Origin of the sequence: Leptolyngbya iicbica LK (genome assembly GCF_004212215.1) — a bacterium.
In the GTDB taxonomy this organism is placed as follows: Bacteria; Cyanobacteriota; Cyanobacteriia; order Phormidesmidales; family Phormidesmidaceae; genus Halomicronema; species Halomicronema iicbica.
Window position 1 is genome coordinate 94528 of sequence record NZ_QVFV01000008.1, and the last position, 26821, is coordinate 121348.

Genomic DNA, 26821 nt, shown 5'->3' on the forward strand with positions numbered 1-26821 from the left:
CATTATGCCGTTCTTAGGGGTTGGTCAACGGCTTTAAATAGGCGTATTAATTGCGGCCAAGTCGAGCTGGTAGCGGTATAGGGCGACGGGGCGGTTCCCAGCGTCAAAATAGTTGGGCTCTTGGGGCGACAGGTAAACTGCGGTGACCTGATCGGCAGTCACATGATCGTCATCGACTTGGTGGTAAGCCGTGGTGGTTTCGACCTCGTTGAAATAGGGCTTGCCACCACCGCGAAACATCTGTTGGAAGAATTCGGTGGTGATAAATTCAGTGTCTGAAGGGGTTTCTGTAGCGCGCCCCGTCACTGTCGATTCCAGCATGTGATAATCCGCCAAAATCGTCAGTTGGCGATTGGGATCCTTTGCATCGACGACCACTTTTTTAACCGCTTCTTCGCCGAGATAGGCCTTTGCCAAGTTCAAGCCGTTGAAGGCGCGATCGGCCACAATCTTCTCTTGAGCGAGTCGGGGCTTTAACAAAAAGCTTTGGGTATACGATGTCAGGCGGGGTTCAAACCGCACTTTGCAGGTAATCGGCTCGTTCAACAGACTTTGGTTGCTTTCAAAGCCAGGTGTTTCAATCTCGGGGGCCAGTGGTGCGGCGATATCCACCAGGGTGCTGGTCATTTCCCACGTTCCGGCCAGCCAGTCAGGATACACGAGATCACCCGTTGCGGGTTTGGTCGGCGGTTTACTGTTCCAATCGGGAAAGGTTGCTAAGCGATCGCTCAATGGCCCCGCCCAGGCCGTGCCACTGCACAGCAACCAGACTAAGGCTAACAGCACCAACCAAACTAAATATCGACGGTTGCGCTTTGTTGGCTGTCGAGTCATATCACCTCACCTGGCAGTCGCCAATCAATAGTGTCAAAGGTAGGGCATTCAACCTGTAACATCAAACGCATTTATCCGTGCAAACCAGGCGTTGCTGGCGAATCACTTAGATGCCCATAGGGAGGATTGGCGAGTATTTGCTAGATGGCCATCATGGCCTTTCCAGCGTGCCTGGAAATTGATTAGAGACAAGGTGCGATCGCCCTGTGGCGTAGTAGTAAAAATCCATGATTTGACAGAGTCATGGACAAACTTTCAAAGGATGCTGCCAGTCCTGCTTGGCTGTGTCAGCAACGTCCTGCTGGTGTCTAAATCAGCGCCATTGATCTCACCACAATCATCTTTTTGCGAGAGATCGCGTGGGGTGAGGTATCCGATCGGATCAGACTGACATACACTTGCAGTGCATCATCGGATCTCACTAACCGCAGTGTTTCCCTCCGCGTCAGGGGGCCGAGCGAAATGACTGAATTACCGCTGCAATCCCTATCACAGCGCTCGCGCTATTCTGTTCACCGATCGCCTTGGTTGAGGCTAGCAGTCATTTGTGGCGGGGGCGTGATGGGGGGACTGGCCGCTTGGTTCGTGAGTGAACTTTTGCTCAACCGCGTCAGTTTTATCTGTTCGGTACCGGGATTCGCCAATCAGCAGATCGCCGCTTGTCGAGTGCCCGCAGCCAACCTGCCGATGGTTTCGAGTATCGTCGATCCTTTCCAAAGCACAGCTGCCTGGCTGGCTCAGGCTGACGATGGGCAAGTTCAGGGCATCCCATTGCGTCCGATGAAGGTGATGCCTGAGCAATTGCCCCAAATGCCGCCGGTAGCGATCGGGTCGACGTATCCGTTTGGACCACCCTCCTTTACTGACTCAGAACGTCTACAGGCTGTGGTCGCGCAACTAACCGCGATCGCTCAGGCGTCGGAATATCCGGTTGATGCTCTGAGTATTTCTCTCGTGGATTTGAGCACTGGAGAATACGCGGGATGGCACGATCGCACGCCACGTTATCCAGCGAGTGTCATCAAACCCTTTTGGGCGATCGCTGCCCTGGCTTACGGCGAAACCGGGCCAGATATCGAAGCCGCCATTACCCTTTCCGATAATGCGGCGTCTAATCGGCTGCTAAACGGTGTCGGCCATACAGTGATGAGAGATTACTGGCAGGCTGCAGGCTTTTCGATTAGTGCTCAATATCCAGTCGATGTCTGGGTGAGCGATCGTCCGGGCAATCGAGTGACGACCACTGATTTGGTGCGTCTGCTGCACGATCTTCATTCACCCCAGGGTCATCCCCGGATCGCCCAGGCCATGTGGCACGACATTGAAACTGAACGTCATAATGCAGCCGGAGCCATTCAGGGCTTCCTGGGGGCGGGACTGCCGGGGGGTGCATTACTCACGAAAGTCGGGCTCACGTCCGGAGTGCGGGCAGAAATGGCGATTTTGACGCTGGATGATCGGGCTTATGCGATCGCGATCGTGGGCGCTGATTCTACCTTTGCCCAGTCCGAAAGTATTTTCCCCGCCTTTGGCGACATCCTCTTTCAGCTGTTATCGTCACCGCCTGCGTGAGCAGAAAAAGTCTATTGGCAACTTAAAAAGGCGCCCCTCCGAAGAGAGACGCCTTTCATTAGGTTCTCAGACTAGCTGAGCTTCGAAGACTAACCGATGATTTCGGGAGCCTCAGCCGCCGCCAAGTCGAGGGGGAAGTTGTGAGCATTACGCTCGTGCATGACTTCCATACCCAAGTTGGCGCGGTTGATCACATCCGCCCAAGTGCCAATCACCCGACCCTGAGAGTCGAGGACGGACTGGTTGAAGTTGAAACCGTTCAAGTTGAACGCCATGGTGCTAATGCCCAAAGCGGTGAACCAGATGCCAATCACCGGCCATGCACCCAAGAAGAAGTGCAAGGAACGAGAGTTGTTGAAGCTCGCGTATTGGAAGATCAAACGACCGAAGTAGCCGTGAGCCGCCACGATGTTGTAGGTCTCTTCTTCCTGACCAAACTTGTAGCCATAGTTCTGAGACTCGGTCTCGGTGGTCTCACGCACCAAGGAAGAGGTCACCAAGGAACCGTGCATGGCGGAGAACAAGCTGCCACCGAACACTGCTGCCACACCCAACATGTGGAAGGGGTGCATCAAGATGTTGTGCTCAGCTTGGAAAACCAACATGAAGTTGAAGGTACCGGAGATACCCAAAGGCATCCCGTCAGAGAAGGAACCCTGACCCAAGGGGTAGATCAAGAACACTGCGGTTGCAGCTGCAACGGGAGCAGAGTAAGCAACACAGATCCAAGGACGCATACCTAAGCGGTAGGACAGTTCCCATTCACGACCCATGTAGCAGAAGACGCCGATGAGGAAGTGGAAGATGACGAACTGGTAAGGACCACCGTTGTACAACCACTCATCGAGGGAAGCGGCTTCCCAGATGGGGTAGAAGTGCAGACCGATGGCGTTGGAGGAAGGTACCACTGCACCGGAGATGATGTTGTTGCCGTACATCAAGGAGCCAGCGACGGGCTCACGGATGCCGTCGATGTCAACGGGAGGTGCGGCGATAAAGGCGATGACGAAGCAAGTGGTTGCAGCCAAGAGAGTGGGGATCATCAACACGCCGAACCAACCCACATACAGGCGGTTTTCGGTGCTGGTCACCCACTGACAGAACTGTTCCCACAAGCTAGCGCTTTGGCGCTGCTGTAAGGTAGTTGTCATGATGAATAATTCCTTTTTCAAGGTCAATATGTACTCAGAAGTTCAAGAAACATGAACCTCTGTATAACAACATTAACGAGATTGCTGAGTTTTGTAAAGCGAATTCATGTGAAGCTCATCTTAAGAAGTCGCTCTAGCTTGCTCTGGAGCGCTTGATTGCCAGGGGGGTGCGAGACGAGCGTCCATCGTCTGATATGAGAGGCGTGTGGGCAGAGTATTTCTTTGGCGGCGGAAAGCTTCTTGTTACTTCATGAATCTGGATGATTTTGTTACGTACCTTAGAAGAGGACGAAGCGATCGCTCCGCCCCTCACGCCGAAACTACGACATTTATGTTGACTGACCCGGATCGCGTCATCACTTACAGTCCAGCGCTCACTGTAGTGCCCACCTATGAGTGCTTTAACCGCTGCACGTACTGCAACTTTCGAGCTGAGCCGGGTCAGGCTACCTGGTTGTCGCGATCGCAGCTGGCAGAGCAACTCGCCAGGGCAAAATCGCACGGCTTGGTAGAAATTTTGGTGCTGAGTGGAGAAGTCCATCCCGAGAGTCCTCGCCGGGCGGCTTGGTTGCAGCATATTGTGGATATCTGCGACTACGCTCTGCAACAAGGCTTACTGCCCCATACCAATGTGGGGCCGCTGAGTGAAATGGAAATGGCTCAATTGCGAGCGGTCAACGTTTCCATGGGATTGATGCTGGAGCAGATGACGCCTAGCCTCTTGCAGACGGTGCATCGACACGCGCCCAGTAAAGTGCCAGAACGGCGTTTGGCGCAGATTGAGCAAGCTGGGCGGCTCCGGATTCCCTTTACAACAGGACTGCTATTGGGGATTGGTGAGTCAGAGCATGATCGGCTTGAGACGCTACGGGCGATCGCTCAGAGCCATGATCGCTGGGGCCATATTCAAGAAGTGATTTTGCAGCCGCATCAACCGGGTCATCGCCAACAGCAAGCTCGCAGTGGGTTTAGTGCAGCCGCATTAGCCGAGTTTGTTAAAACGGCCAAACAATATTTGCCCGCTGAAATTACGGTGCAAATTCCTCCCAATTTAATTGCCGACCATCAATATGTATTGACGGCGATCGCCAATGGAGCGCGTGATCTTGGCGGACTGGGTCCGAAAGATGAGGTGAATCCGGACTATCACCATCCTACGCCGGAGCGTTTGCGTCCGTTTTTGCGGTCGGCGGGGTGGCAGTTGCGTCCCCGCTTGCCGATTTATCCGCAATATGATGACTGGCTAACCCCCCAATTACAGCAGAGGGTCAAGGCTTGGCGCGGTCGGTTAGTCGAGGCCCCCTCCCCTGACCTGACGCCACATCCCAGCTATGAAGCGGTATCTCGATAGAGGAGGATGCATGCTGCGTTGTCGATCGCTGCTGGTTGGGAGTGAGCTGTTGTGACAATGGCGATCGATGCGGTCTTGATTCCGGGGGGTGGCCTATCGGCATTGGGTGAAGTCACGCCCTGGGTACAGGCGCGATTAGAGCGGGCGATCGCCCTCCAGCCTGCCCCTCGGTGGTTTATGCCGTTGAGTGCGGGCACGACGCATAAACCACCGCCCCTGGACGCCCACGGTTTCCCGATTTTGGAGTCGGTGGCGGCGGCCCATTACTTGCATCAGCGAGGCATTGAGGGCGATCGCATTGTGCCTGAGACGGTTTCGCTCGATACGATTGGCAACGCCTATTTTGCGCGGGTGCAGCATGTGGAGCCCCTGTAACTCAAGCGTCTGCACATCATCACCTCAGCGTTTCACCTGCCCCGAACGCAGGCAATTTTTGACTGGATTTTTTCTCTCTCCCCGCAAACGATATCCTGGCACCTCACTTTTGAAGCCGTTCCCAATGTGGGCATGACGGCGGCTGCGTTGCAGGCCCGGTGCGATCGCGAGCAGGCCAGCTTGGTCCACTTTCAAACTTTAAAACCTCGATTTACCCATCTGGCGGCGGTTCATCGTTGGTTATATGCCGAGCATGGGGCGTATGCGATCGCCCAGACGCCCCAACGCCTCAATAATTCCGCTTTAGAAACCTACTGATGACCTGATTAGTCAGCGTCAGCAGCGCGAAACTCGACCTCGCCGTTGGGGCGCAACAGCAGCAGTACGCGCTGCGGATCACCTGACGGCAGGCCGACGGTGCCAACCGGGGGAATGCCCGTGCGATCGCGATACTCAGCCGCCAACTCATCAGCAGGGATCACGTCCACCAGAGTGCCATCAGCCGCAAATACCAGGGTGTAAGTCAACGTTTGCTCTAGATCTGCGGGGGGTGTCCAGCGATCGCGCACTTGCTGCACAAGCTCGGCCAACGATCCCGGGGCGGGTGCGATAGCGGCCCTTTGCGGAGCATTATCGCTAAAGGTTTCAGCCGTCTCAGCCGTCGAATCAGTGGCTGCTTCAGGGCGAGCAGAGGGTTGAGCGGGCACCGCTTCAGCGGGAGCCGGAACCGAGGGAGACGCACCAGAGGAGTTCGATGCTGCGGTGGGTGAGGTCGCCGCATTGCCAGGCGCCTCATCTGAGAAGGTCTGGGAGCGGGGCTCTGACTCAGCCGGGGCAGAACTGGTGATCGGTGGTTCAGCTGTGGGCGCTGGGGCGGCGGGAACGTCGTTGGCGGCTGATGGGGCACGGGGTTCAACGGGCGCGATCGCCCCCGACTCGTCTGCTGCTGGCGCATCTGAGGGGTCAGCACTGCTGGCTTCTGATTCCTCTGAGGTGGCGATCTCCGGCTCAGCCTGTTCATCCAGCTCCAATGAATCGGGGGAGAGCGCGGTTTCTTGATCGGCAGTCGGCCCCGGTTGAGCCGTTTCTAAACCGGTTTGCGACTGGTAATTGGGCCACAGCATAGTGGTGACGCCCACCGCCGCCACCAAGCCTGCCGCCGTCGCCCCCCATTGCCGCCAGGGACGTCGTTGACGCGCCGCTACCAAGCTCACCGGTAGGGGCCGCACCGTCTGGTTTAGATCATCCAGCACCTGTGCTAAGTCGGCCAGTTGAATGGCACCTAACGTGATTTGGGACTGTCCGGTCGTGGTGCGATCGCGGCCCAAATGGAGAGTGTGTTGCGTGAGCCCCTGCGCTGCTAAATACGGAGCCTGGGCGGGTGCCGAACTCGCGCCATTGTCCCCAAGTTGGTCTTGCACATAGGTTTCAACGGCCTGCAGCAAGGGGAGAAAAGAGGTGCGATCGCCCCGAATGTCAAACGGTTCGGCCTCCCCACTTAGGTCACGAATCTGAATTTGATAACGCAATACCTGCACCACCGGTTTGTCAGACCATTGCGAAACCGCAGCTTCCCGCGTCATCACTTCGAGGGTGACGGTGGGAGCGTCGTAGCGCAAGGGGGTGAGTTGAGTGGTAGAGGTCATCAGGCAGCGGTATTCTGATGCAGGAAATGAGCATTACAAAGATCTGGGGGCAACGGGGCACGGGGGGCGAGCGGAGACTTTAGCGCGATCGCTCCAGCAGGGCGAGCCACAGTTTACGAGTGCCCCCGGTTTGACTGTAAAACAGTAAATCAACCAGCAATTTGAGGGCTAAATCGCGGAGAGTGTCGGGCGAAGGTAAATCATCAGGGGTCATACGCTCCTCATAGAAATTGTTGAAGGTATCCAGATAGTCACCCAGCAGAGCCACCCGATGGGGCGGCTGTTGCTTTGCTGTTGTACTTTCTAGTTTGGTGACCGCTTCGCGAATTTTGGCTTGGTGCTGCTGGGCTAGATGCGCACTCACCAAAACCAATCCTCGCGCTTCGTCCACATCCAGCTTTTTGCGACCCTGCCCTTTGCGGAGGGGGCTCGCCTGTCGCAAGCGCCACAGGGTGACGCGATCGCCCATCAAGGTTTGCAAACCGAGTTGGGCAGCGGCCTCCAACATCGCTTCTGAGCCCAAACCCACAAGCGACTCCAACGCCAACAACACCAGATCAAGTTGGGCCTTAATACTGTCCAACTGTTCGGGTGCCGGGGTTGGCCCCAAGGGACTGGCTGGATTGGCAGACGACGAAGACTCCACAATGACGCCCCAACTCTACGGTACAGATTAGCGATAGATGTCGTGGTTAGGTTACCAGTCTTGAAACCGAATCCGTGACTTAAAGGGCAAGCGGTATCGGCAGGCGCGCAGAGTACAAACAGCCCCGCCCCCAGCCTTAATCATTTTGAATAAAGAGCTCCATGCGATCGCCGCGAAACTGCGTCACACCGTACTCAATGGCTCGCCCATATTGATCGACATTAATCGATTCGGATACCAAGATCGGTTTAGTCGCAGGCATTCGCAAGATTCGCGCATCTTGAGCACTGGGCAAACGCGCCGACAAGCGGGTCGAGCGGCGAATATGGTCACAGTCATATTCCGTCTGAAACAGCGCTGAAACCGAACAGTAACCCTGACAATGCTCGGCCAGTCCGGGAAATAGCGCGGCTGGAAAATAGCTCCTGGCCAAACTCAACGGCACTTGGTCGGCCAAACTCACCCGCTCATACAGCACCACAGTTGCAGCAATCGCGATTGCTAAACTTTGAGCAATCCGGGGATCTGCGGGCAACTGGGTAACCTGTAAGATTTGCCATCGTGGCTCCACCGACTGTGCCTTCAGCGATTCGTTAAACCGCACTCGCTTACCAATAGGCACCGTAATGGGAGCCGCCATGACAAACGTGCCTCGGCCTTGCTCGACCCGCACCGTGCCTTCCTGCCGCAGCACTTCAATGGCGCGGCGCAGGGTGTGGCGATTGACCCCAAACTGCTGGCTCAACTCAGCTTCTGTCGGCAAGCGATCGCCCACCTGAAAAACCGTATCTTGAATGTTTTGGCGCAACTCATCAGCAATTTGCTGATAAATCGGCGTGGCATCTTGGCTCATCGTCGACTCAGAAACATGCGATCGGTAGCGGCCCGAATCATCATCGCTAGCAGGCTAGCGGCTAATTCTTCCAAAACTGTACGCTAATTCGCGATGGTCGGGCGACTGGCGACTGATTTGTCTGCTGGACAATTCTCAGTTAAAGAGGCGCGTCGCTGGTCTGAAAAGAGCATTTGCACCTTGTGCCGTCACTGCCAGATGACCAGCGAGACATTGATGCATAGAGCCGCGCTGAAGCTCACCCAGCCAACTTATGGACTGAGAATGACTTGGTAAAAATCATGCTTTTGACCCAGCAAAGCGGCGCCTTCTGCCGATAAATGTCGCGCGTCGCGATATAGCGGCACATCCCCAGCATATGCCTGACAAATGCCATTTTGACAAAGCAGACTCTCTAGGCGGAGTATCCGAAATTGCCCCGCCAATTCATCGAGAAATTGATAGGCTTGAACCCGTTTATCGGACATTTCTGCTTCTAAAAAATTGCAGTTTTTCTGTGAAAGCCCGAGCCATTCAGCCCGAGTAATACAGCGACCTAAATCTAGATCATTCGTCGGGGGGGGCGACACCACGATGGGCTCAATGCCTAAACGTTGCAGTTCCCGCAGGGTCGTTTGAAATTGCTGTAACGCCAGGGTTGGGCTGGCCGTCTTGACTTCGCCATTCCGCAACAACACTTTATTTTCGCTGAGTAAGTATTGGCTAAAAGGGGATGACAAAACAGCGTATTTAACTGAATTTTGCTCTTGCTGTAGCCATTCCCTCACTTGCTGGTTAAAGGCTAAACAGCCCTCAGCCCAACGTTTGGGATAGTTCGGTTCGGCGATCGGGGCGACATCAAAAAATGGGCCACAAACGCTTTTGGTCATTTGAATCAGCTTGACCTCGGGGTTAGAGGCCAAAATGCCTGGGGCCAGCTGCATCGCAAATGAGTCACCCCACAGCAAAATTTCAGGATTATCATCGGTGCGACATTCCGGTGCAGTGATGGCAGCCCCGTCACACACTGAACCTAAGCCAAACACCTGAGCATTGGCTTGCTGTGCCTGAAATGCTGAATCAGCCGAATCTAGCGGGATCTGAAGAATGGCATTGTCGTGGAGCAGACGCGCAACGGAATTTTGGCGAACTTGCCTGGCAATGGGTGTCGAGATGATCGGTGTGATGGTGTCTTGATGAAAAGTGCGGGCCGCTGCGCGATCGCTAAACCCTGCTGTTAAGTGACCCAAAATGCCAATTTCCACAAAGACCAGAGAGCCAATTAGCCAAAACAGAAAAAAAGCTTTGCGATTGACTTCACGATGATTTCGAAACGGTTTTTCGACGTATTGCCAGGTTAAATAGGCAAAGCCAAATGAGGCGATCGCTAGAATCCAGATAATGATTGGTGCTGGTTGTGTGAGGCTACGATGTCGCGCAAACACAAATAGGGGATGATGCCAAAGATAAGCCCCGTAACTGAGCAAACCAATATTGACTAATAGAGGATGACTTAAAAAGCGACCCGCCAGCGTCTGACTAGAAGAAAAGGCTAAAATCAGCCCTGTTCCCACTGTGGGAAACAAGGCAAAAGCGCTGGGAAAAGGCAGATTACCGTTTAAAGTCAGGAGACTAGCAATGATTAAAATAAAGCCCAAGATTCCCGACAATTCTCTCACCAGAGCGGCATTCGTCTTTTGATAAGAAAAAAGCGGATAGGATGACGGCTTGTGGTTGAGCAAAGCAATGCCAATTGCGGCCCCCAGTGCTAATTCCCACAGTCGAGAGGGCAATAAATAAAAATTGGCGGTGGGAAAGGTGTATGCTCCCCACTGAGCAATCATAAAGCTCAGAATACCGACCAGAATGGTGAGGGGCAGTAGCCAACGCCGACACCAACGCCACATCAGCAATAACAGCAGCGGAAAGGTTAGATAAAATTGGCCTTCGATCGCGAGCGTCCAGGTGTGCAATAACGGTTTCAGCTCGCTGGCCGTGTCCCAATATCCGGCTTCTGACCAATACAAAATATTGGAAACAAAGTAAGGCGTGGCAATCAGGCTATGGGAAAAACTTTGCATGTCCGCCGGTTGGAGCCAAAACCAGGCTAAACTCACGCAGACCAGTATCACCAGAAACAATGCTGGCAGAATCCGACGAGCGCGGCGCTCATAAAAACCCAATAGGGAAAATCGCTGACGCTGTAGGTCGGTCAGGATGGTGAGCGCAATCAGATAGCCGCTGATCACAAAGAAGATATCAACGCCAACAAACCCGCCCTGAAAGGTTTTGACTCCAGCGTGAAAAAGAATGACAGCAACGACAGCGATCGCTCTCAGCCCATCAATTTCTGCCCGATACTGCATTCTAGTGCGTCGTTAAATCTTGGAAAAAACACTCAAATCTGCGCCCGATGTCAGTCGTCACACCAGCCGCCGTGACTCAGTTTATCCGCCCATCATATAAGCAGATGGCGAGGGTGTACCGAACTTTCTACTCCTAAAGAATTCCTTCCCTATGACCAACTGGGCGATGCTGGACACAGCCCGGCATGGTGGTGCTGTTGTGACTCTGTAAGCTTTGCAAGATTGGGGACAATCGCCTGGCGACTTGCGATCGCGTCCCGCAGGCAAGGTCGTCCCAGCGGAACTGATCTGCCCTGTATCCTATAAACAGTTCACCAAATTGCTGAACCTCTTTGTTAAAAACGTTGTTTTGCCGTTGACTGCTAATGACAGCGGATGATCCCCGACTTGCCGAAATTCGCGACCAGCTACAGATTTATCAAGCCATTGCCCAAAGTGATTACTCAGTGCCGCCTCGGCAAGCTTTTCCCATTGCTTCGCGGCCCGATATTGCTTTTCGCCCCAGCTGTTATCAGCTCGAACCCGTGTGGGAGCCCACAGCCACGGCTTGGGTTTGGGAAGATGAAATTCTGTACCGTACGCCAGGCGCTTCACTCGCGACAGAAGACGTCTTAGCAGAGTTAGCTTCTTCAGGTATTTGTCTGGTTGGCAGTAATATTCGCCAAATCCAAATCGTGCCGACCGATGAGGTCTTCGCGAAGTTTCAAGCAGCGGTGACGGCTACTGAGGTCGTCGAAGAGCCGCAACCAACGGCAACAACCAATGCCGAACGCTGGAGTCAACAATGGGATTTGATTATTTGGCTGGCTTTACCCCTGTTGGCGATTAGTGCTGTAATGGTTGCGTTGAGTCGGCGATCGCCAGATTAACCCCCGCGCTTGACCAGAGCATTAATTAAAGAGACTATCCTCGACCGGCGGCGCGACATCGGTAGACGGTACGGTCTCAACCGCAGGGTTACAGCGTTCCGCTAGCAATGTGGTAATTGCGGTATACCAGGCGTCAGCCATTTTGTTGTAGCCACCTGCGTTTGGGTGGACCCCATCCGCCAGGTCTCCGACCTCTAAGACGCGGTGCATGTCTACGAAAGTCACTCGACGGCCTTGGTCAGCCCGCCTATCGACGATCGCCTGCACGTCTTGACTCAAGTGGCGCGCTCGGTCGTTCGCGATCGGATCTTGTAAAGTCGGCACTGAGGCCACAATGACTTCTGAATTGGGAGCGATCGCCGTAATTTGCCCGACGAGTGCGTCTAACCGAGCGGCCGCCCCAGCAAAATCATGAGCTTCGGGATAGAGCACATCGTTGGTACCAACCATCAACAAAACGATGTGAGGACGACTGGCATAAAGCCAGCCTCGCACCCCTTCACGAATGAATTGAATTGCTTTGCCAGGGTGGCCCTCATGATTGCCATCAATCGTCACGGGGCCATTCACTTCTGAGCCCACCAAATCGACCATGGGGAGATCGAATAGCAGACGTTCCCACAGCCGGATACGGTAGCCCCCCGGCACCGTCGCGCCATGGGTAATCGAGTCGCCCAGCGGCATGATGCGTAACGTGGTGGCATCACAAACGGATTCTTGTTGCAAGCGGCTGAGCTGCAAAATCTGGGGGGAAGTGCTCAAAGCCCAGCCCGCCATCGGCACTGCGGCTTTGGCAAAGCAAGTGAGACCCAAAAGGGTAAACAGTAGTTTGATCAGATAAGTATTCACAACTGCTGAGAAGCCTAAATCAAAATGATGCAGACATCAAAATTATATAGTACGTTTGAACCGCTCGCGATTTTGGCGATCGCGCTTGACGATTTCTGGCTGCCTGGATTGTGTGACCGTGCTGACCACCGAAAGGTTCCTAAACAATAGGCTACACAATTCCTGGCTCCTGAGCATATAGGGCTAGTGTCCTGAGGATGCTGTACACACTACTGATGGTGTCCTCATGTGCAAAACGGGGATGCCATCGCCGATCTGGGCATGATAAAACTTATTAGGGTGCTACCGATGCAAAGAAACAATTTGGTCTGTAGCGACGGCAATTGAGGCTGGTAAATCGGTAACGGTGTCGCTGCGGACTAAATGAGTGCAGCCAAGTTGTTGTTAATTTATGCCGGAGTACACCGATGGAACAATTTGTGGCCACGGCTCACCCCGACGCAGAACACCTGGCCCACTTATTGCGCCAACGCCGATCGCAGCCAGCGTGGCAAACCATAGTTGATGCGGAAATTCGCGATCGCTTCCTAACCACCTGCGCCATTGTGGTCGTGGATATGGCCGACTTTTCGCGCTTGACTCAGACCGAAGGCATCATTGCCACGTTGCAGCAAATTCAAACCATGCGCGATTTATCAGTGCCACTGATCCAAAATCGCGGCGGGCAACTGCTCAAAGTCGAGGCGGATAATTTGTACCTGAGTTTCGACAGGGCTGAGGCAGCGCTGTGGACGATGCAAGAATTGAGGGCGCATCTCAAGGTGGCCGACATTCATATCAGCGTGGGTATTGGCTATGGCGAGGTTTTGCGGGTGGGCGATCGCGACCTCTATGGTCATGAAATGAATTTGGCCTCCAAACTGGGGGAAGACCTCGCCGCTGATGATGAAATTTTGCTGACAGAGTCGGCCTATCAAGCGCTATCAACGCAGCGATCGCAGTTCAGTAGCGTGACTCGGGCGATTTCTGATGTCACCTTTACTTACTACCAATTGCGCTCTGACACCGCGCCATCGTGAATTCAGGAATGCCATCAGCGTTAGCTGCAGCACTAGCGGTTAAGGGCTGAGCACTTAAAAGAATCTCCCCAAGACCGAAAAGTGACTGTAGGGGTTTGGCACTGCCAAACCCCTACAAGCATCTCTCTCAACTGTGCTGTGCTGCTTGCGCGCTATGCCTTGGCCGCTTTGCGAGCAGCGGCTTTTTCTTGCTGTTTTTCTTTTTGCTTGCGGCGTTTGGCAGACTGCTTGGCCGCCCGTTCGGCTTCGGTCACTTTACGGCGAGCCTCCTCTTTTTCTGCCTCAACCTTGTCCAGATAGTAATGATAGTCACCGCGATAAAGCCGCAGTTCACCGTCGCGAATTTCCACAATTTTATTGGCGACTTGCGAGATGAAATAGCGATCGTGGGAGACGATGAGCACTGTCCCTTCGTACTGGCATAGTGCCGCTTCCAGCGTTTCCTTCGCGGGAATGTCGAGATGGTTGGTCGGCTCGTCCAAAATCAACAAGTTGGCTGGCTGCACGAGCATGGCGGCCATCGCCAAACGAGCTTTTTCACCACCGCTCAAGGCTCCTACCTGTTTAAACACCATGTCGCCGCTAAAGAGGAACTGACCCAGCAGCGTCCGCACCTGCTCCATTTTCCAGTCGGGCACGATGTCTTGCACGGTGTCGAAGACGGTTTTGTCGAGGTCCAGAGCTTCGGCTTGATTTTGCTCGAAATATTTGGGGATCACGTTGTGGCGGCCTAGACGCACGATGCCCTCGGTCGGTGCTTCGCGACCAAGAATCAGTCGTAGTAGCGTTGATTTGCCCGCTCCGTTGGGGCCGAGAAACGCGATGCGATCGCCCCGCTCAATCTCCAAGTTGGCCCCCAGGAACAAGATCTTCTCGTCATAACAGTGGGTCAAATCTTCAATGCGCACTACTTCTTCGCCACTGCGGATCGCTGGGGGAAACTGAAACTTTAGGGTCCGCACATCAGAGTCAGGCGCTTCAATTAACGCCACCTTGCTGAGCTGCTTTTCGCGGCTCTTGGCCTGGGTGCTGCGGGTAGCACTGGCGCGAAAGCGATCAATATAGGCTTGCTGTTGCGCGATGTCTTTTTGCTGCCGCTCGTAAGCGCTTTGCTGAGCCAGGCGGTTTTCGGCCTTTTGCTCTAAATACTTGGTGTAGTTGCCGAGATAAGTGGTGGAAATCCCCCGTTCAGTTTCCACAATTTGAGTACACAGGCGATCTAAAAATTCGCGATCGTGGGAGACGATGACCATTGGCGTATTCACGCCTCTGAGGTAGTTTTCCAGCCACTCAATGGTTTCCAGATCCAGATGGTTGGTCGGCTCGTCCAGCAGCAAAATATCGGGATCTTGTAGCAGCACCTTGCCCAAGCCCATACGCATTTTCCAGCCGCCGCTAAACTCGCTGACGAGGCGATCGCCATCTTCTGGGTTAAAGCCCATTTCCGGCAAAATTTTCTCGATGCGAGCATCCAGACCATAGCCGTCCAAAGCTTCAAACTGACGCTGCTGGCGATCGAGCTCGTGAATCAAGTCTTCAAGCGTGTCAGGATCGGCCTCCTCCATGTGATGGGGAATCTCCATCAACCGCTGATGGATCGTGTTGGCCTCATGAAACACCGTCCAAAATTCATCGCGCACGGTGCGCCCTTCTTCCACTTCAAACTCTTGGTTTAAGTAGCCGATCTTGAGGCTGGCAGGGCGGATGATGTTGCCTGTCGTCGGTTCCACATCGCCGCGAATAATCTTCAGCTGAGTTGATTTGCCAGCCCCGTTGACGCCGACTAAGCCGATGCGATCGCCGGGCTTGACCTCCCAGTTCACATCTTTGAGCACCTCGCCCGTCGGGTAAATTTTCGAAATATTTTCCAGGCGCAACATAGTGAAGAGTCCGATTGGGCAAACAAGGCAACTGTTAGTAGCATTAAGACGCCGATTCAGCGATGACGCCATCCACTTAACGAGTGGTGATAGCTAAGAGCTACTGCCAGCACCTTAACATTTCTTAAGGGCGGATTGCACTCTACAAGGCTCTTCCCTGAGCACCATTACCGCAAGCTAGGATCAGCAATACCAGTCATTCGCTCAGCTATGAAAACGTGTCTGATGTGGTGTATCCAAGGCTATCGTCGCTTTGTGTCGCCACTGTTCCTGCCCACCTGTCGCTATACGCCCTCATGCTCGCAATATGCCCTAGACGCCATCCAGCAATACGGGGCGAGACGGGGCGCTTGGCTGGCTTGCCGCCGTATTTTACGGTGTCATCCCTTTCATGCGGGGGGCTATGATCCCGTGCCTCAAGGATTGTGGCAAGTCGGGGAGACGTCGTTGGCAGAGGCGATCAAGCAACAATCCATCGATGCTGCCACGCCGGTGCAGGATGAAACGTCGTCCTCGGCGGCACAACGGGAACAATAGGATATGACGCAGACATCAAGAAAATTGAGTCGTGCGGCTGGGTGCTCTTCATCACTGAACAATCGCCATGATTGAAGTTCTGCTTGCGATCGCCATCTTAGGCGCTGCCATCTGGTGGTTAAATCGGCGCAAATCTGGCAGTCGTCAGTTAGTGGCGACCCGTAGCCAGGGGGCGCGTAGCCGAGGCGCGACCGTGCCGGATAACTTGATGCGGCGACTGGATCGGTTGACGAAAGATCGTCGCGTTTCTGAACGATTGATTGAACGGAACGCTTTCAATCATCCGGGTCGTTCTAAACGTTGGTGTGTGGAAAAGGCGATTTACGATATTCAGCGCGATCGCCGTAGCTAGTTGAAAATCCTGAAATATGCCCACTTTTGCACATCGTTTTTATCCGCACTTCTCAGAACATTTACGGATCCTGACACGTTATGTCTGTTAGCTTAAATGAAGCCTGATCACGCTGAGTGATGTGTTCTCGTCGTGCGCTGCCTCGCTCCACTAATCGTCTGTTGCCTTCTCTATACCTATGTCTCGACGTATTTTTATTGGCGATATTCATGGTCACTACGTGGGCCTGAGACATTTGCTCGACAAAGTCGATCCCACTGCGACCGATCAAGTTTATTGTGTGGGCGATCTGATTGATCGAGGCCCCCAAAGTGCCAAGGTTGTCAGCTTTGTGCGTGAGCAGGAGTTCATCTGCGTTTTAGGCAATCATGAGCAGCTGCTGCTCGACGCCTTTGCCAAAACTCAGTCCGCCACGAATATGCTGCAAGCCTGGCTTTACAGCGGCGGGCAATCGACCTTGGCCAGCTACGATCGCGATGTAGATCTGCTGTCCGAGCATATGGAATGGTTTCGGACGCTGCCGCTGCATCTGGACTTGGGCGATATTTGGCTAGTGCATGCGGGCTTAGACCCCACCCTGGCGATTGATGAGCAAACCGCGAATGAATTCTGTTGGATTCGCGATGCCTTTCACAGCGCGCCGAACCCGTACTTTCAAAACAAACTGATCATTACCGGCCACACCATCACCTTTACGTTTCCCGATATTGAGCCAGGGCAAATTGTCGAAGGGCCGGGCTGGCTAGACATTGACACAGGGGCGTATCACCCCCGCAGCGGTTGGCTGACCGCTCTGGATATTGATAACGAAATCGTGCATCAGTTCAACGTGTTTGAGGCGACATACCGCACGCGATCGCTCGAAGAGGCCTGTAGTCCCTTTACTCAGGGCCGTCGCCGCGCCACCGTTTCCTAAAGTTGGCGTCCGTCTCCCCAAGATTCAACCCTTCGCACCGGGGAGCAGTTGTCGCCCAACGCTAAGCAATACTGCCGCGTTTTCGCGCTTCTTTGAATGAGGTCGTGACGTTTTGCAAGCCCGCGCGAATCATCTCCCGTTCGAGCAGGGCAAAAAAGCGCGTGCGATCGCCCCCTCGCACCACGGCTTGATTGTGCGCTTCTGCCAACGCGATGGGATAGCCGTAGCCCTTTTGCACTTGGGTAATCACCATCTCCAGCGCACTATCGCGCAGGGGTGGACTCAATGCGACCCATTCCGGCATTTCGACCCGCGCCACTTCGGTGCCGACATTCACGTAGCAAAAGTAAATGTGGTGAGCGCCATAGTCTTCCAAAATGCTGACGGAACTGCGCCACAGCGGTCCCCGCTGGCCGGACTCTAGCACAGTCGCCTCAAGGGCCACATCCCGTAGGGGCGAAAATACCTGACAGGGAGCGCGATCTCGCTCTTCTGCACAATGAGTCAGGCAATCGGGCACCTCAAACGGACAGCTCTGCAACCGCAAAAAGTTCAACGCTTCCCCACTGCGAGAGGCGCTGATATAACCCACCAGGGGAATGCGCTGGGCCTGTAATCGATCCCACGCCTCCAGAATGGGGGGCAGAATGCGATCGCGGGCCTCACGAGGCATCTCTTCTAAAAACCAGTAGATCAGGGAGCCATCGGTGAGGGCCAAGGTGGGGGGCTGGTCGTCTTCGGCAGTGTCAATTTGTAGACCCTCAGCCAAATCGGCCAGGGTTTCGACTTCGGCGACAGTGCGGCGGTGGCCCATCCACTCTTCGGTGCTGATGCCCCACTGGCGCGAAATGTAGAGGTCTTCGGGCCGATAGACCACTTCAGGCAGGCTATCCAGCAGGGGAAAGCGGCTTTGACCATAGTGCAAAATGATCCGCCCCACGTTGAGCAAGTAGCAGTAGGCAATTTCGTGGTGGCTGGGGGAAATTTGGGAGCCGTCCGTTGCCAGCACGGTATGGGCGTCGGGCGCGGCCTGGATGGGGAGACACGTATTCAACGGCTCCACGGGACAAGCCATGGCAAAGGGAATGCGATCGCGCCAGGTTTCCCACAGTTCCACCAGTTCGTCTTGATGGCCTTGAGCACGGTCCATGAGTTGGTTGGCGATGGTCACGCGCCGACCAGCGGCCTCGGCCTCATCTTTCAGATGCTGACTAATGCCCTGCATTTGTTGGGCCAGCTTCATTAAATCCAACATAAAAATGTCTCTTCCCAACCAGCGATGGGAATCTCCGGGAGATAGCTCGGGACTGATTCAAGGGCATGACCCGACGGATAAATACAGTCCCTTTTAAATAGTATGCCTGAACCAGGCAAGATGTGACTGAGTTTGCTGCGGGGCGTTAAGTATCTGGTTAAGAATTCCGTAACAGTAGCGTTGCTAGGACACTGGCGCACTAAGAAAAAATGGGAGTGTCGCTGCTGACACTCCCACGGTGGTGTGAGTAACACTGAAATTCGGAGCCTGGGGTTAGCCGTTAGGTAAGGCTTCTGGCTGCACGGTAACGGTCTCGACGCGGCCATTGCGGCGCACCTGCAAGGAGAGATTTTGACCCACGCCCGCTGCTTCGACCAAGTTTTGCACTTCGGCGGCTTCGGTCACGGGTTGACCCCCCACGGAAACCAGAATGTCGCCTTGTTTGAGGCCAGCGCGAGCGGCTGGTGAGTTGCCAACCACATCAGCGATCAAAATGCCTTCTTCGTTGGCGACGTCGAGGCCCGTTTGAGCGGCGATCGCCTCTTTATTTTGGGCGGTCAGTTCCACCATGCGGATGCCCACGTAAGGGTGAGCCACCTCACCATTGGTTACCAGCTGTTCGGCAATGCGTCCCACATCGTTAATGGGAATGGCGAAGCCGATGCCCTGGGCATTTTGAATGATGGCGGTGTTCATGCCGATGACTTCACCCCGCTCATTGAGCAAGGGACCACCGGAGTTACCGGGGTTAATGGCAGCGTCAGTTTGGATGAAATCGACGCGCTTGTCAGCGACGCCGATTTGACCACTGGTGCGGCCCGTGGCGCTGACGATGCCGACGGTGACAGTGTTGTCGAGCCCGAGGGGATTGCCGATCGCGATCGCCCATTCGCCCGGTTGCAACTGGTTCGAGTCGCTGAGAGGCACAGTGGGCAAATTATCCGCATCGATGTCAATCACCGCCACATCCGTCAGGGGATCGGTGCCGACCACAGTGCCATCCACGACGCGACCATCTTTGAGCGTCACTTGTACGGTATCTGCCCCATCCACCACGTGGGCGTTGGTAAAGATGGTGCCGTCTTCTGACACGATGAAGCCAGAGCCGATGCCCTGCTCTACGCGCTGCTGACTCTCCGGCATGTTGCCAAAGAATTCCTGAAAGAAGGGATTTTGAAATGCCTCGGGGACGCTGCTGGTGACTGTACGCGATGCGTCAATGCGGACGACGGCTTGGCCCGCTTCCTGCACAATATCAGCAACGAAACTAGACGTGCTGGGCGCGTTGATGCGCGGAGCGATCGCGGTGGAGGGAGCCGCCTCTTCGGGTTGGCTCTGGGCCTGGGGCTCTTCCAAAAAGCTCGGCTGCATTGCTTGCAGAGCGCCCGTGCCTGCGGTGGCTAATCCGGCACCGGCAAGCATGAGGAGTAAAGATTGCCCGGTACGCGAAACCCACCGAGCGGGGTGGTGTGAGGAGTCTGTCGATGTCACGTGGTCTCTCATGGGTGTCTCCCTGTTTGGTTTAGGGACGTTTGCTGTCTAACATTCTTAGAGTAGACAGTGGGTGTGACAGTGCTATTACAGCGATGTGATAACTCTGTGAAACTTCGAGATTTCTACGTTCAAGAGCCTTAGAGGGCGATCGCGCTGTTCGTCCTGAATCGAAAAGAGAGGGGGCGATCGTAGCCTTGGTAGCGTTTTTCACAGTTCAACCTCGCCTACGATACAGACAGTTTTGGTCACTGCCATGCAAACCTCTTTTCAGCGAATTGTCACCGGCATTGCCACCTTCCTGCTGACGGTCGTCATCGCGGTCACGGGCTACGTCAGCGCCGGGTGGACGCTGCTCGATGCCATTTACATGGTGGTGATTACGATTTTTGGTGTGGGGTATGGCGAAGTGCAGCCGCTCACCTCCACCACGCTCAAAGTTTTTACCATTCTCGTCATTATTGCGGGCGTGTTGTCTGTGGCCTACACCGTATCAGGCTTTGTGCAACTCATCACCGAAGGCGAAATACGCAAGCTTCTCAACGTCAAACGTATGAACAAAGATATTGAACTGCTCGACGAACACGTCATTATTTGTGGCTTTGGGCGCATTGGTCAAATGGTGGCGCGGCAGCTCAAAGTGGCCCACCAGCCCTTCGTCGTTTTAGATAACGACCCCGATCGCATCGAACTGGCGCGTGAGCAGGGCTACCTCATGTACCTGGGCAACGCCACCGACGAGATGAATCTGGAAGCCGTGCAAATTCAAAAGGCGAAAGTCTTAGCCACGGTGCTACCGAACGATGCCGCCAACGTCTTCATCACCCTGACAGCGCGAGAAATGAACCCCAATTTAGTCATTTTGGCGCGGGGCGAAATTCCCTCCACTGAGAAGAAGTTGCGCCTGGCAGGTGCCAATCACGTGGTGCTGCCTGCAACGATCAGCGCGGCGCGCATGGCTCATTTGATTACCAACCCAGCGGCGGTGGATTTTTTGGCCCAGCCGGATGGACAAGCGGGTCTCAACGAGCTGTTGGCAGAACTCGACATCCAAATCCAGGAAGTCGTCATTGAGGACTCGCTGGTCGGTGGCACCATTGGCGATGTGGAAGTGCGGGGCAAAGGCACGTTCATCATCGTGGCACTCCGCCGGACTGACGGCGAAGTTATTGTGCATCCGGGTCGGAGTCTCTATCTGGCCAAGGGCGACACGCTGATGCTGATGGGACATCAAGGCGATATGCCCAACTTTGCTCAACAAGCAGCGATGCGGCGTGAAATGCGCTATCGGGGCGCTCGTTTGCGTCGGTAAGGAGAGGTTACAGCCCCTTAGACGCCAGCGATCGCCTTCACGCATTCGCTGCGCTGCCAGCATTCAACAGTCGCTCTGGGACTTATGGGACACCAGCGGCTGCAGACATCGGTGAAATTGAGAGATTGCCCCGATCGCCCCCTAGAGTAATTGCACTTGGCACCTACCCTTGAATTGCCGCAGCAGCAAAGAGCTTTGGGCCATCAGGGTAGGCTGGGATCATCATCCCCGCTAGAACCGGACAAATCATCGATATCGGGGAGAGGACCCGTCACTAATACTGGCGTTTGGGTACTGTCTTCTTCGTTCTTCGCGACTTGAGTCACATAAATTTCAACGTCACGCTGAATGACCTCTTCCACCTGATTCGCAAAGTCTTGAAACGCCGTCGTGTGGTTAGGATATTTAGCATAGCGACCGCTCAACTGCGAAAATTGCCAGCCATAGGTTTTGAGCGACTCTACCGTGCGGCGATAGTGATACCAGCGCTCACCATAGTGAAAAAATTCTTCTACAGCGGCACTAACAGCCACAATCGCACTAAGGCTGATCGTGGCGTATTGTAGTGCCTTCGCAACTTTTGGATTGCCCGGATTAATCCCAATCAAAATTGGCACAATGACGCCCAGAATGATGGCTGACAAGCGGAGCCGATAATGGCGATCGCGGCATTGATTCGCCTTCTTTTCCATCCACAGCACTTGATCTAGCCAGCGAGAGGCCAAAAATTTCCGCTGAATCGGGGTCAATTCCATCTGACCAAACAAATCATTGAAATCTTCCTTGAGAAACTCGACGTAGGGATCTTTCTTGGCCATGGTGCGCCCTCTGATTCTGTAGTGATTGGCGGCGATCGCCACACTTCTTTTTTACCGGGATTTCGTTCAGAATTTCCTTTTATGGCAAATTGTTTATGTTTGCGGGCTGCCGCTCATGATTGACGCGATGATCCAGCTCTGTCGCTCTTTTGGTGTCGATGGCCGACACCAAAAAACCGCCGCTGTTGATCTGCGTGATCGACAGCGGCGGCAGCAAAATATGGTGTAGCCAATTGCTTACGCAGCGCCTGGCGGTGGAGCCGAAGGAGACGCGCCCACCGCTTCGGCCGCAGGCAAACCATCCGATTCCGAAAAGTCTTCGGTCAACGGCACCTTGAGCGTCAAATAGCGAATGACATTTTCACTCAGACGCATCGCCCGCTCCATCGGCGCAACTACGTTGCCAGGGCCTTGATAGTTCATCTGGATGTAGATGCCTTCACGGTGGTTCTGAATTTCGTAGGCCAGACGACGCTTGCCGCGATGCTGGGTCTCTAAAATCGTCGCGCCGTTCTCTTGCAAAATTTCTTGATAACGCGCGATCTCACCATCTACGACCTCTTCTTGAATGTCGGGCCGCAGAATGTACATCGTCTCGTACATCATGCTTGTCATAACTGTGCTCCTTGTGGACAAATGGCCTTTCCCGGTATAAATGGCCTCAGGCAACGCGCTGGTCAGTTAAGCGCTAGACGCTGGGCCGAAAGGCAAGGATCTACAATCATATCACCAGTAGTTGAAGGAATCCATGGCGCAACGGTACGTTCGAGTTCAATCGCAAGCGGGACCACTCCACTATGGTCTGTTGCAGTCTGACCGCAGCGTGCGGGTACTAGATGCGCCACCGTGGCTCCAGGGGGAAGTCACCGATACGATCTTAGAAGCGGATAGCTATCAGCTCTTAGCCCCCTGTGCGCCATCAAAAATCATTGCTGTGGGCAAAAACTATGCTAAACACGCCGCCGAAATGGGGGGCGATCTACCGGAAGAGCCCCTGCTGTTTATGAAGCCGTCGACCGCTGTCATTGCCACCAACACCCCGATTCTGTATCCACCGCAATCGCAGCGGGTGGATTATGAAGGGGAACTGGCATTGGTGATTGGCGATCGCTGTCTGGACTGTGATGCCGACATGGCCCAAGACAAAATCTGGGGCTACACCATTGCCAACGACGTCACCGCCCGCGATTTGCAAGCCCGCGATCATCAATGGATTCGGGCAAAGGGGTTCGACACATTTTGTCCCCTCGGTCCGTGGATTGTGCGCGAACTTAATCCCGAAGCCAAATTGCAGACCTTCTTGAATGAACATCCTGAACCCGTTCAAAGTGGCGAAATCAGTGACATGATTTTTTCGCCGGAGGCGTTGGTGGCCTACATTAGCCAGATTATGACGCTCTTGCCGGGAGATGTCGTGCTGACGGGGACTCCGGCGGGAATTGGACCACTGGCGATCGGCGATCGCGTGCGAGTCGAAATCGAAGGCATCGGCTCCCTGGAAAACTCCGTTCAGGCCCGGCCCATACCCGCCCAGTTGCTCTCGATGGACTCGCTAGATTCTGGCGAGTCGATGGAATCCATGGAATCGCAAAGTTGGTAGATGGGACCGCCTCAATGCAGCATTAGCCAGCTGTTGTCACCACCTGCCGACAGACTGCCCAACAGCAAAAATGGCTCTCCAATGATGGAGAACCATTTCAAGAGGATTGCCAAGACGCGACGCCGAGCGGCTAGTCAGCGTTAACGCACCTGCATATGAACCGCTTCTGACAGCGTGGGAATTTCGGGATATTCGCCTCGGATGCACTGCACCACGGAGAAAGCCACCGCACTGAGAATGCCCAACAGCACCACATTCAAAATAGTGTCCACAAAGAGCCCTGTGCCCAGTGTGGGGACTAGCACCAAATCCAGAATGATCTGTCCCAGAATCAGCAGGATATCGAGCAGAATCGCCTGCATCGTGTTGAAGCGGATGAAGTGGCTAATATTGGTATTCCGCACGACCAGCGTCAACAGCAGAATAAATACGATCAGCCCGGCGAAGGGGAAACCCGTATAAATCCGAATCAGGGGACTGAGCGGCACCAGGATGAGGCCCAAGGCCGGAAACTGAGAAAACAGGCCGATGCCGGATCTCACGGCAAAGGACATCCCCAGTAGCGAAACTTCGATGAGGGGCAGTAAATAGGGCAAGCAAGCAAAGAAGCGATCTTGTGCTGTTGTTGTGCCACGCCAGGTCATAGAGAGCGCTCAGCCTCCGCGAACAAATAACATTACATATGCTAACTGACAAATCGCTAGCGCACAGAAAGCACAGGTGACTTTCACATTTGCACCGATGACCCGCCCGCTGTTTGGCTTAACCGATATCGGCAATTTTGAAGCCCATTTGACATTCGTACTGGGGGGGCTGTCCTTCTTGCAGATTGGTCAGAGAACGCCCACAGGTCAACCGACCGTGATGAAAACGCGGTTGCCCTCCCTGGTCTGCCATGAGGCAGGTTTGGCACACAGCGGTGGGAGCCAGCAGTTGATCCTTCATCATGACAACCAGCATTAAATCTACCTCCCAGAATGCTCAAGCGCGTTCTTATTAAATATGAGTTTGATGTAGCTCTATTCTAGGCGAGGGGTCCCCGTAAGTTGTGTGCAAAAATACACACCTTAATGGCTGTCGGGTCTACAGCACAGGCAACTGAGGCACACGGCGACGAGCGATCGCGCCCATCCGTAGAGACCATCTAGGTCTGATGCTCGGTCAGCCAGCGGGCAAATTCTTGGGCTGGGGCAATGCGAATTCCCCCTTCACCGATATAGGCGACCTCAGGCAAATATTCAGCAGGCGGATGCTCCGGTGGACGGGCCACTTTGTCCGCAATGCGGAGTTGGGTTGGCTCCATATGCAGGGTCATGATGCGACATTGGCGATTGCCTTTAGCCCCGGCGTGAGCCAAACCTTTGAGGCGGCCCCAGACGACGATATCGCCTTCGGCAATGAGGCTCCCACCCGGATTCACATCTCCAAGGATAATCACCGTGCCTGCATGGCGAATTTCCATGCCGGAGCGAATGGTACTTTGCAGATAAAGCGGATCGTCGAGGGGCGTGCCGGGCTGAGGCGTTGCTTGGGTGAGATGACTGAGTGAGGTTTGCTGTTCCACCGAGTAGCCCGCCGTCACGGCGGCCACGGCTGTCTGACGACGACTGGTGTAAACCCGCTTGAGCGTCAGGTCAACCTCGGTCAAGGCATCGACAATCATTTGCAGCTGGCGGGCATCAAGCAGGCGATCGCGGGCCATGAGATGCACCGCTGTTTGAGGTTGCCAAAAGCGCTCTCCCGCCGACAACCGATGCTTGAGCTGTTCCCACACTTCTTCCCAGGGTGAAGTTGTGCTCTCGGTCGGTTCCGGTGGCAATAGCAGTAAAGTTTTGCCATTGTCGGTCTTAAACCGCACCTGGAGAGCGGGGTCGACCTCAACTTTAGCGGGCTCTGGGGCAGCCTCGGCAGACTCAATATCCACAGTCTCTGGGGTAGAATCCAAGCTCATAGTTGGCGACAGCGTCACAATAGGGCAGTCTCGCCATGCCATCTTAGAGCAGGATGTCTGTACTGTGTTGCCCGATCGAAAAAGTTGTTGGCGGTCGGTCGGGTCGCATGAGGAGCCTACAGCCATGAAGCCTTGGAGTCCTTTACACGCCCAATTGCACCAGACCTTGCGATCGCACCGCGTGGATACCCCTGCCAGACTATCCACAGGTTTATTACCCCAAGCCTCAAAGCTGTTAGTCGCCGTATCGGGGGGGCAAGACTCTCAGTGTTTGTTGCGTTTGCTGGTTGATTTGCAGCACCGATGGCAGTGGCAATTGCACACAATTCACTGCAACCATGGCTGGCGCGAGGATGCCGATGCGAATGCTGATTTTGTGGCGCAATGGGTGGCTGACCTGGGGATCGCCCACACAACGCAGGTGGCGGCGCAACCTCCCCGTAGTGAAGCGGCGGCCCGTGAGTGGCGTTATCAAGTTTTTGGGGAGATGGCGATCGCGTTGGGCTGCACCCACGTTGTGACGGGGCATACTGCTAGCGATCGTGCCGAAACGCTCCTATTTAACCTCGTGCGCGGCAGTGGTTTGGAGGGTTTGCAAGCGTTGACTTGGTGGCGATCGCTCAGCCCTGAGACGCCCCACATTGCTCTGGTGCGTCCACTACTCGATATCACTCGCGACCAAACGGGACAGTTCTGCCAGGACTTTGGCGTGCCGATTTGGGAGGATGCGACGAACCGCGATCGCGCTTACCGCCGCAACCGCCTCCGTCTCGATGTGCTGCCGATGCTACGCACGCAGTTCAATCCTCAAGTAGATGCGACCTTAGCCCAGACTGCGGACATTTTGGCGGCGGAGGTCGCTTACCTGCAAGCGGAAGCCAATCGAGTGTACGAACAGTGCGTGCTGAATGAGCAGATCCAACGGCGATCGCTGCGCACCATGCCTCTGGCCTTGCAACGTCGGGTCATTCGTCAGTGGCTGATGGAGCAGGTAGCGATGGCGCCCCAATTTGCTCAGGTGGAAAAAGTGGTCGCATTGCTCACGGCTCCCAATCGCAGTCAAACGGATCCCTTTCCGGGGGGCGCGATCGCGATCGTCGATGATCCCTGGATTCGATTACAGGCTCAACCATAACGAGGCTTGAAAGCGACCGTGGCGCAATCCATAAATTGCCCCGCTGTCGACCGACGCCGGGAGT

28 protein-coding genes are annotated in these 26821 nt (G+C 54.6%); 13 read left to right on the plus strand and 15 right to left on the minus strand.

From position 1 onward, the window contains the following. Positions 1 to 33: 33 nt before the first annotated feature. Entirely contained in the window at positions 34 to 834 is an 801-nt protein-coding gene (locus DYY88_RS21015) for a DUF6816 family protein (protein ID WP_039726251.1), read from the minus strand. Between the two features lie 462 nt (positions 835 to 1296). On the opposite strand from DYY88_RS21015, the gene DYY88_RS21020 reads away from it, so the two are divergent. Then, a complete protein-coding gene (locus DYY88_RS21020) occupies positions 1297 to 2406 on the plus strand; it encodes a serine hydrolase (protein WP_084607021.1) in 1110 nt (369 codons plus the stop codon). An 89-nt stretch (positions 2407 to 2495) separates the two neighbouring features. Here DYY88_RS21020 and psbA read toward each other — a convergent pair whose 3' ends face one another. After that, positions 2496 to 3557, minus strand: a complete 1062-nt coding sequence (gene psbA, locus DYY88_RS21025; RefSeq protein WP_039728034.1) for a photosystem II q(b) protein — start codon at positions 3555 to 3557, stop codon at positions 2496 to 2498. A 331-nt stretch (positions 3558 to 3888) separates the two neighbouring features. Here psbA and cofG point away from each other — a divergent pair, with 331 nt between their 5' ends. The 3 genes from cofG (at position 3889) to DYY88_RS21040 (ending at position 5601) form a co-directional block, all read left to right on the plus strand. Further along, positions 3889 to 4908, plus strand: a complete 1020-nt coding sequence (gene cofG / locus DYY88_RS21030; RefSeq protein WP_044151126.1) for a 7,8-didemethyl-8-hydroxy-5-deazariboflavin synthase subunit CofG — start codon at positions 3889 to 3891, stop codon at positions 4906 to 4908. 57 nt (positions 4909 to 4965) lie between these two features. Further along, positions 4966 to 5283: an ElyC/SanA/YdcF family protein gene (locus tag DYY88_RS21035; protein ID WP_039726253.1), complete on the plus strand. Its 318-nt coding sequence runs from the start codon at positions 4966 to 4968 to the stop codon at positions 5281 to 5283. A gap of 132 nt (positions 5284 to 5415) precedes the next feature. Further along, positions 5416 to 5601, plus strand: coding sequence for a hypothetical protein (locus DYY88_RS21040; protein WP_039726254.1), 186 nt, complete (start codon positions 5416 to 5418; stop codon positions 5599 to 5601). An 8-nt stretch (positions 5602 to 5609) separates the two neighbouring features. Here the strand turns inward: DYY88_RS21040 and DYY88_RS21045 are convergent, their stop codons facing one another. The 4 genes from DYY88_RS21045 to DYY88_RS21060 form a co-directional block, all read right to left on the minus strand. Beyond that, positions 5610 to 6929: a DUF4335 domain-containing protein gene (locus tag DYY88_RS21045; protein WP_039726256.1), complete on the minus strand. Its 1320-nt coding sequence runs from the start codon at positions 6927 to 6929 to the stop codon at positions 5610 to 5612. A gap of 79 nt (positions 6930 to 7008) precedes the next feature. Further along, on the minus strand, positions 7009 to 7575 hold the full coding sequence (locus DYY88_RS21050) for a DUF3038 domain-containing protein (protein WP_039726257.1): 567 nt from the start codon (positions 7573 to 7575) through the stop codon (positions 7009 to 7011). 136 nt (positions 7576 to 7711) lie between these two features. Beyond that, positions 7712 to 8428 (minus strand): phosphonate metabolism transcriptional regulator PhnF, encoded by a 717-nt coding sequence (phnF, locus tag DYY88_RS21055; RefSeq protein WP_039726259.1) that lies wholly within the window; start codon positions 8426 to 8428, stop codon positions 7712 to 7714. 251 nt (positions 8429 to 8679) lie between these two features. Then, entirely contained in the window at positions 8680 to 10773 is a 2094-nt protein-coding gene (locus tag DYY88_RS21060) for an acyltransferase family protein (protein ID WP_052288324.1), read from the minus strand. Positions 10774 to 11138: 365 nt separating this feature from the next. Between DYY88_RS21060 and DYY88_RS21065 the strand changes: the two genes are divergently transcribed. Next, a complete protein-coding gene (locus DYY88_RS21065) occupies positions 11139 to 11642 on the plus strand; it encodes a hypothetical protein (RefSeq protein WP_039726260.1) in 504 nt (167 codons plus the stop codon). Between the two features lie 21 nt (positions 11643 to 11663). On the opposite strand, the gene DYY88_RS21070 is transcribed toward DYY88_RS21065, so the two are convergent. Continuing rightward, positions 11664 to 12491, minus strand: a complete 828-nt coding sequence (locus DYY88_RS21070; protein ID WP_052288325.1) for an SGNH/GDSL hydrolase family protein — start codon at positions 12489 to 12491, stop codon at positions 11664 to 11666. A gap of 407 nt (positions 12492 to 12898) precedes the next feature. On the opposite strand from DYY88_RS21070, the gene DYY88_RS21075 reads away from it, so the two are divergent. Continuing rightward, a complete protein-coding gene (locus DYY88_RS21075; protein ID WP_044151128.1) occupies positions 12899 to 13510 on the plus strand; it encodes an adenylate/guanylate cyclase domain-containing protein in 612 nt (203 codons plus the stop codon). Positions 13511 to 13662: 152 nt separating this feature from the next. Here the strand turns inward: DYY88_RS21075 and DYY88_RS21080 are convergent, their stop codons facing one another. Next, on the minus strand, positions 13663 to 15390 hold the full coding sequence (locus tag DYY88_RS21080; protein ID WP_039726261.1) for an ABC transporter ATP-binding protein: 1728 nt from the start codon (positions 15388 to 15390) through the stop codon (positions 13663 to 13665). A gap of 210 nt (positions 15391 to 15600) precedes the next feature. Between DYY88_RS21080 and yidD the strand changes: the two genes are divergently transcribed. From yidD to DYY88_RS21095, 3 genes are all read left to right on the plus strand, one after another. Beyond that, positions 15601 to 15927 carry a membrane protein insertion efficiency factor YidD gene (yidD, locus tag DYY88_RS21085; RefSeq protein ID WP_044151129.1) on the plus strand — a complete coding sequence of 109 codons (327 nt, stop codon included), beginning with the start codon at positions 15601 to 15603 and terminating at the stop codon, positions 15925 to 15927. Positions 15928 to 15994: 67 nt separating this feature from the next. Beyond that, positions 15995 to 16279 (plus strand): hypothetical protein, encoded by a 285-nt coding sequence (locus tag DYY88_RS21090; RefSeq protein WP_039726262.1) that lies wholly within the window; start codon positions 15995 to 15997, stop codon positions 16277 to 16279. A 178-nt stretch (positions 16280 to 16457) separates the two neighbouring features. Continuing rightward, positions 16458 to 17195 carry a metallophosphoesterase family protein gene (locus DYY88_RS21095; RefSeq protein WP_044151130.1) on the plus strand — a complete coding sequence of 246 codons (738 nt, stop codon included), beginning with the start codon at positions 16458 to 16460 and terminating at the stop codon, positions 17193 to 17195. Between the two features lie 61 nt (positions 17196 to 17256). Here the strand turns inward: DYY88_RS21095 and DYY88_RS21100 are convergent, their stop codons facing one another. Beyond that, positions 17257 to 18450, minus strand: coding sequence for a DNA double-strand break repair nuclease NurA (locus DYY88_RS21100; RefSeq protein ID WP_039726264.1), 1194 nt, complete (start codon positions 18448 to 18450; stop codon positions 17257 to 17259). 273 nt (positions 18451 to 18723) lie between these two features. Further along, the gene (locus tag DYY88_RS21105; RefSeq protein WP_039726265.1) at positions 18724 to 19953 is read right to left on the minus strand and encodes an HhoA/HhoB/HtrA family serine endopeptidase; all 1230 of its coding nucleotides are present in this window, start codon (positions 19951 to 19953) and stop codon (positions 18724 to 18726) included. Positions 19954 to 20197: 244 nt separating this feature from the next. Between DYY88_RS21105 and DYY88_RS21110 the strand changes: the two genes are divergently transcribed. Further along, positions 20198 to 21253 carry a potassium channel family protein gene (locus tag DYY88_RS21110; RefSeq protein WP_039726266.1) on the plus strand — a complete coding sequence of 352 codons (1056 nt, stop codon included), beginning with the start codon at positions 20198 to 20200 and terminating at the stop codon, positions 21251 to 21253. 203 nt (positions 21254 to 21456) lie between these two features. On the opposite strand, the gene DYY88_RS21115 is transcribed toward DYY88_RS21110, so the two are convergent. Further along, positions 21457 to 22071 (minus strand): DUF4231 domain-containing protein, encoded by a 615-nt coding sequence (locus DYY88_RS21115; protein WP_039726267.1) that lies wholly within the window; start codon positions 22069 to 22071, stop codon positions 21457 to 21459. 25 nt (positions 22072 to 22096) lie between these two features. On the opposite strand from DYY88_RS21115, the gene DYY88_RS21120 reads away from it, so the two are divergent. Then, positions 22097 to 22300 carry a hypothetical protein gene (locus DYY88_RS21120; RefSeq protein WP_130199550.1) on the plus strand — a complete coding sequence of 68 codons (204 nt, stop codon included), beginning with the start codon at positions 22097 to 22099 and terminating at the stop codon, positions 22298 to 22300. 8 nt (positions 22301 to 22308) lie between these two features. Here the strand turns inward: DYY88_RS21120 and rpsF are convergent, their stop codons facing one another. After that, positions 22309 to 22686 carry a 30S ribosomal protein S6 gene (gene rpsF, locus DYY88_RS21125; RefSeq protein ID WP_039726268.1) on the minus strand — a complete coding sequence of 126 codons (378 nt, stop codon included), beginning with the start codon at positions 22684 to 22686 and terminating at the stop codon, positions 22309 to 22311. Positions 22687 to 22819: 133 nt separating this feature from the next. On the opposite strand from rpsF, the gene DYY88_RS21130 reads away from it, so the two are divergent. Next, a complete protein-coding gene (locus DYY88_RS21130) occupies positions 22820 to 23671 on the plus strand; it encodes a fumarylacetoacetate hydrolase family protein (protein WP_084607022.1) in 852 nt (283 codons plus the stop codon). Between the two features lie 140 nt (positions 23672 to 23811). Here DYY88_RS21130 and DYY88_RS21135 read toward each other — a convergent pair whose 3' ends face one another. The 3 genes from DYY88_RS21135 to minC form a co-directional block, all read right to left on the minus strand. Continuing rightward, complete coding sequence (locus DYY88_RS21135) at positions 23812 to 24315, minus strand: Tic20 family protein (protein WP_039726269.1); 504 nt, start codon at positions 24313 to 24315, stop codon at positions 23812 to 23814. Between the two features lie 118 nt (positions 24316 to 24433). Beyond that, a complete protein-coding gene (locus DYY88_RS21140; RefSeq protein ID WP_039726271.1) occupies positions 24434 to 24631 on the minus strand; it encodes a hypothetical protein in 198 nt (65 codons plus the stop codon). 184 nt (positions 24632 to 24815) lie between these two features. Then, positions 24816 to 25622, minus strand: a complete 807-nt coding sequence (minC, locus tag DYY88_RS21145; protein WP_039726273.1) for a septum site-determining protein MinC — start codon at positions 25620 to 25622, stop codon at positions 24816 to 24818. Between the two features lie 124 nt (positions 25623 to 25746). Between minC and tilS the strand changes: the two genes are divergently transcribed. Continuing rightward, positions 25747 to 26757, plus strand: a complete 1011-nt coding sequence (gene tilS / locus DYY88_RS21150) for a tRNA lysidine(34) synthetase TilS (RefSeq protein WP_039726274.1) — start codon at positions 25747 to 25749, stop codon at positions 26755 to 26757. Positions 26758 to 26821 lie beyond the last annotated feature (64 nt).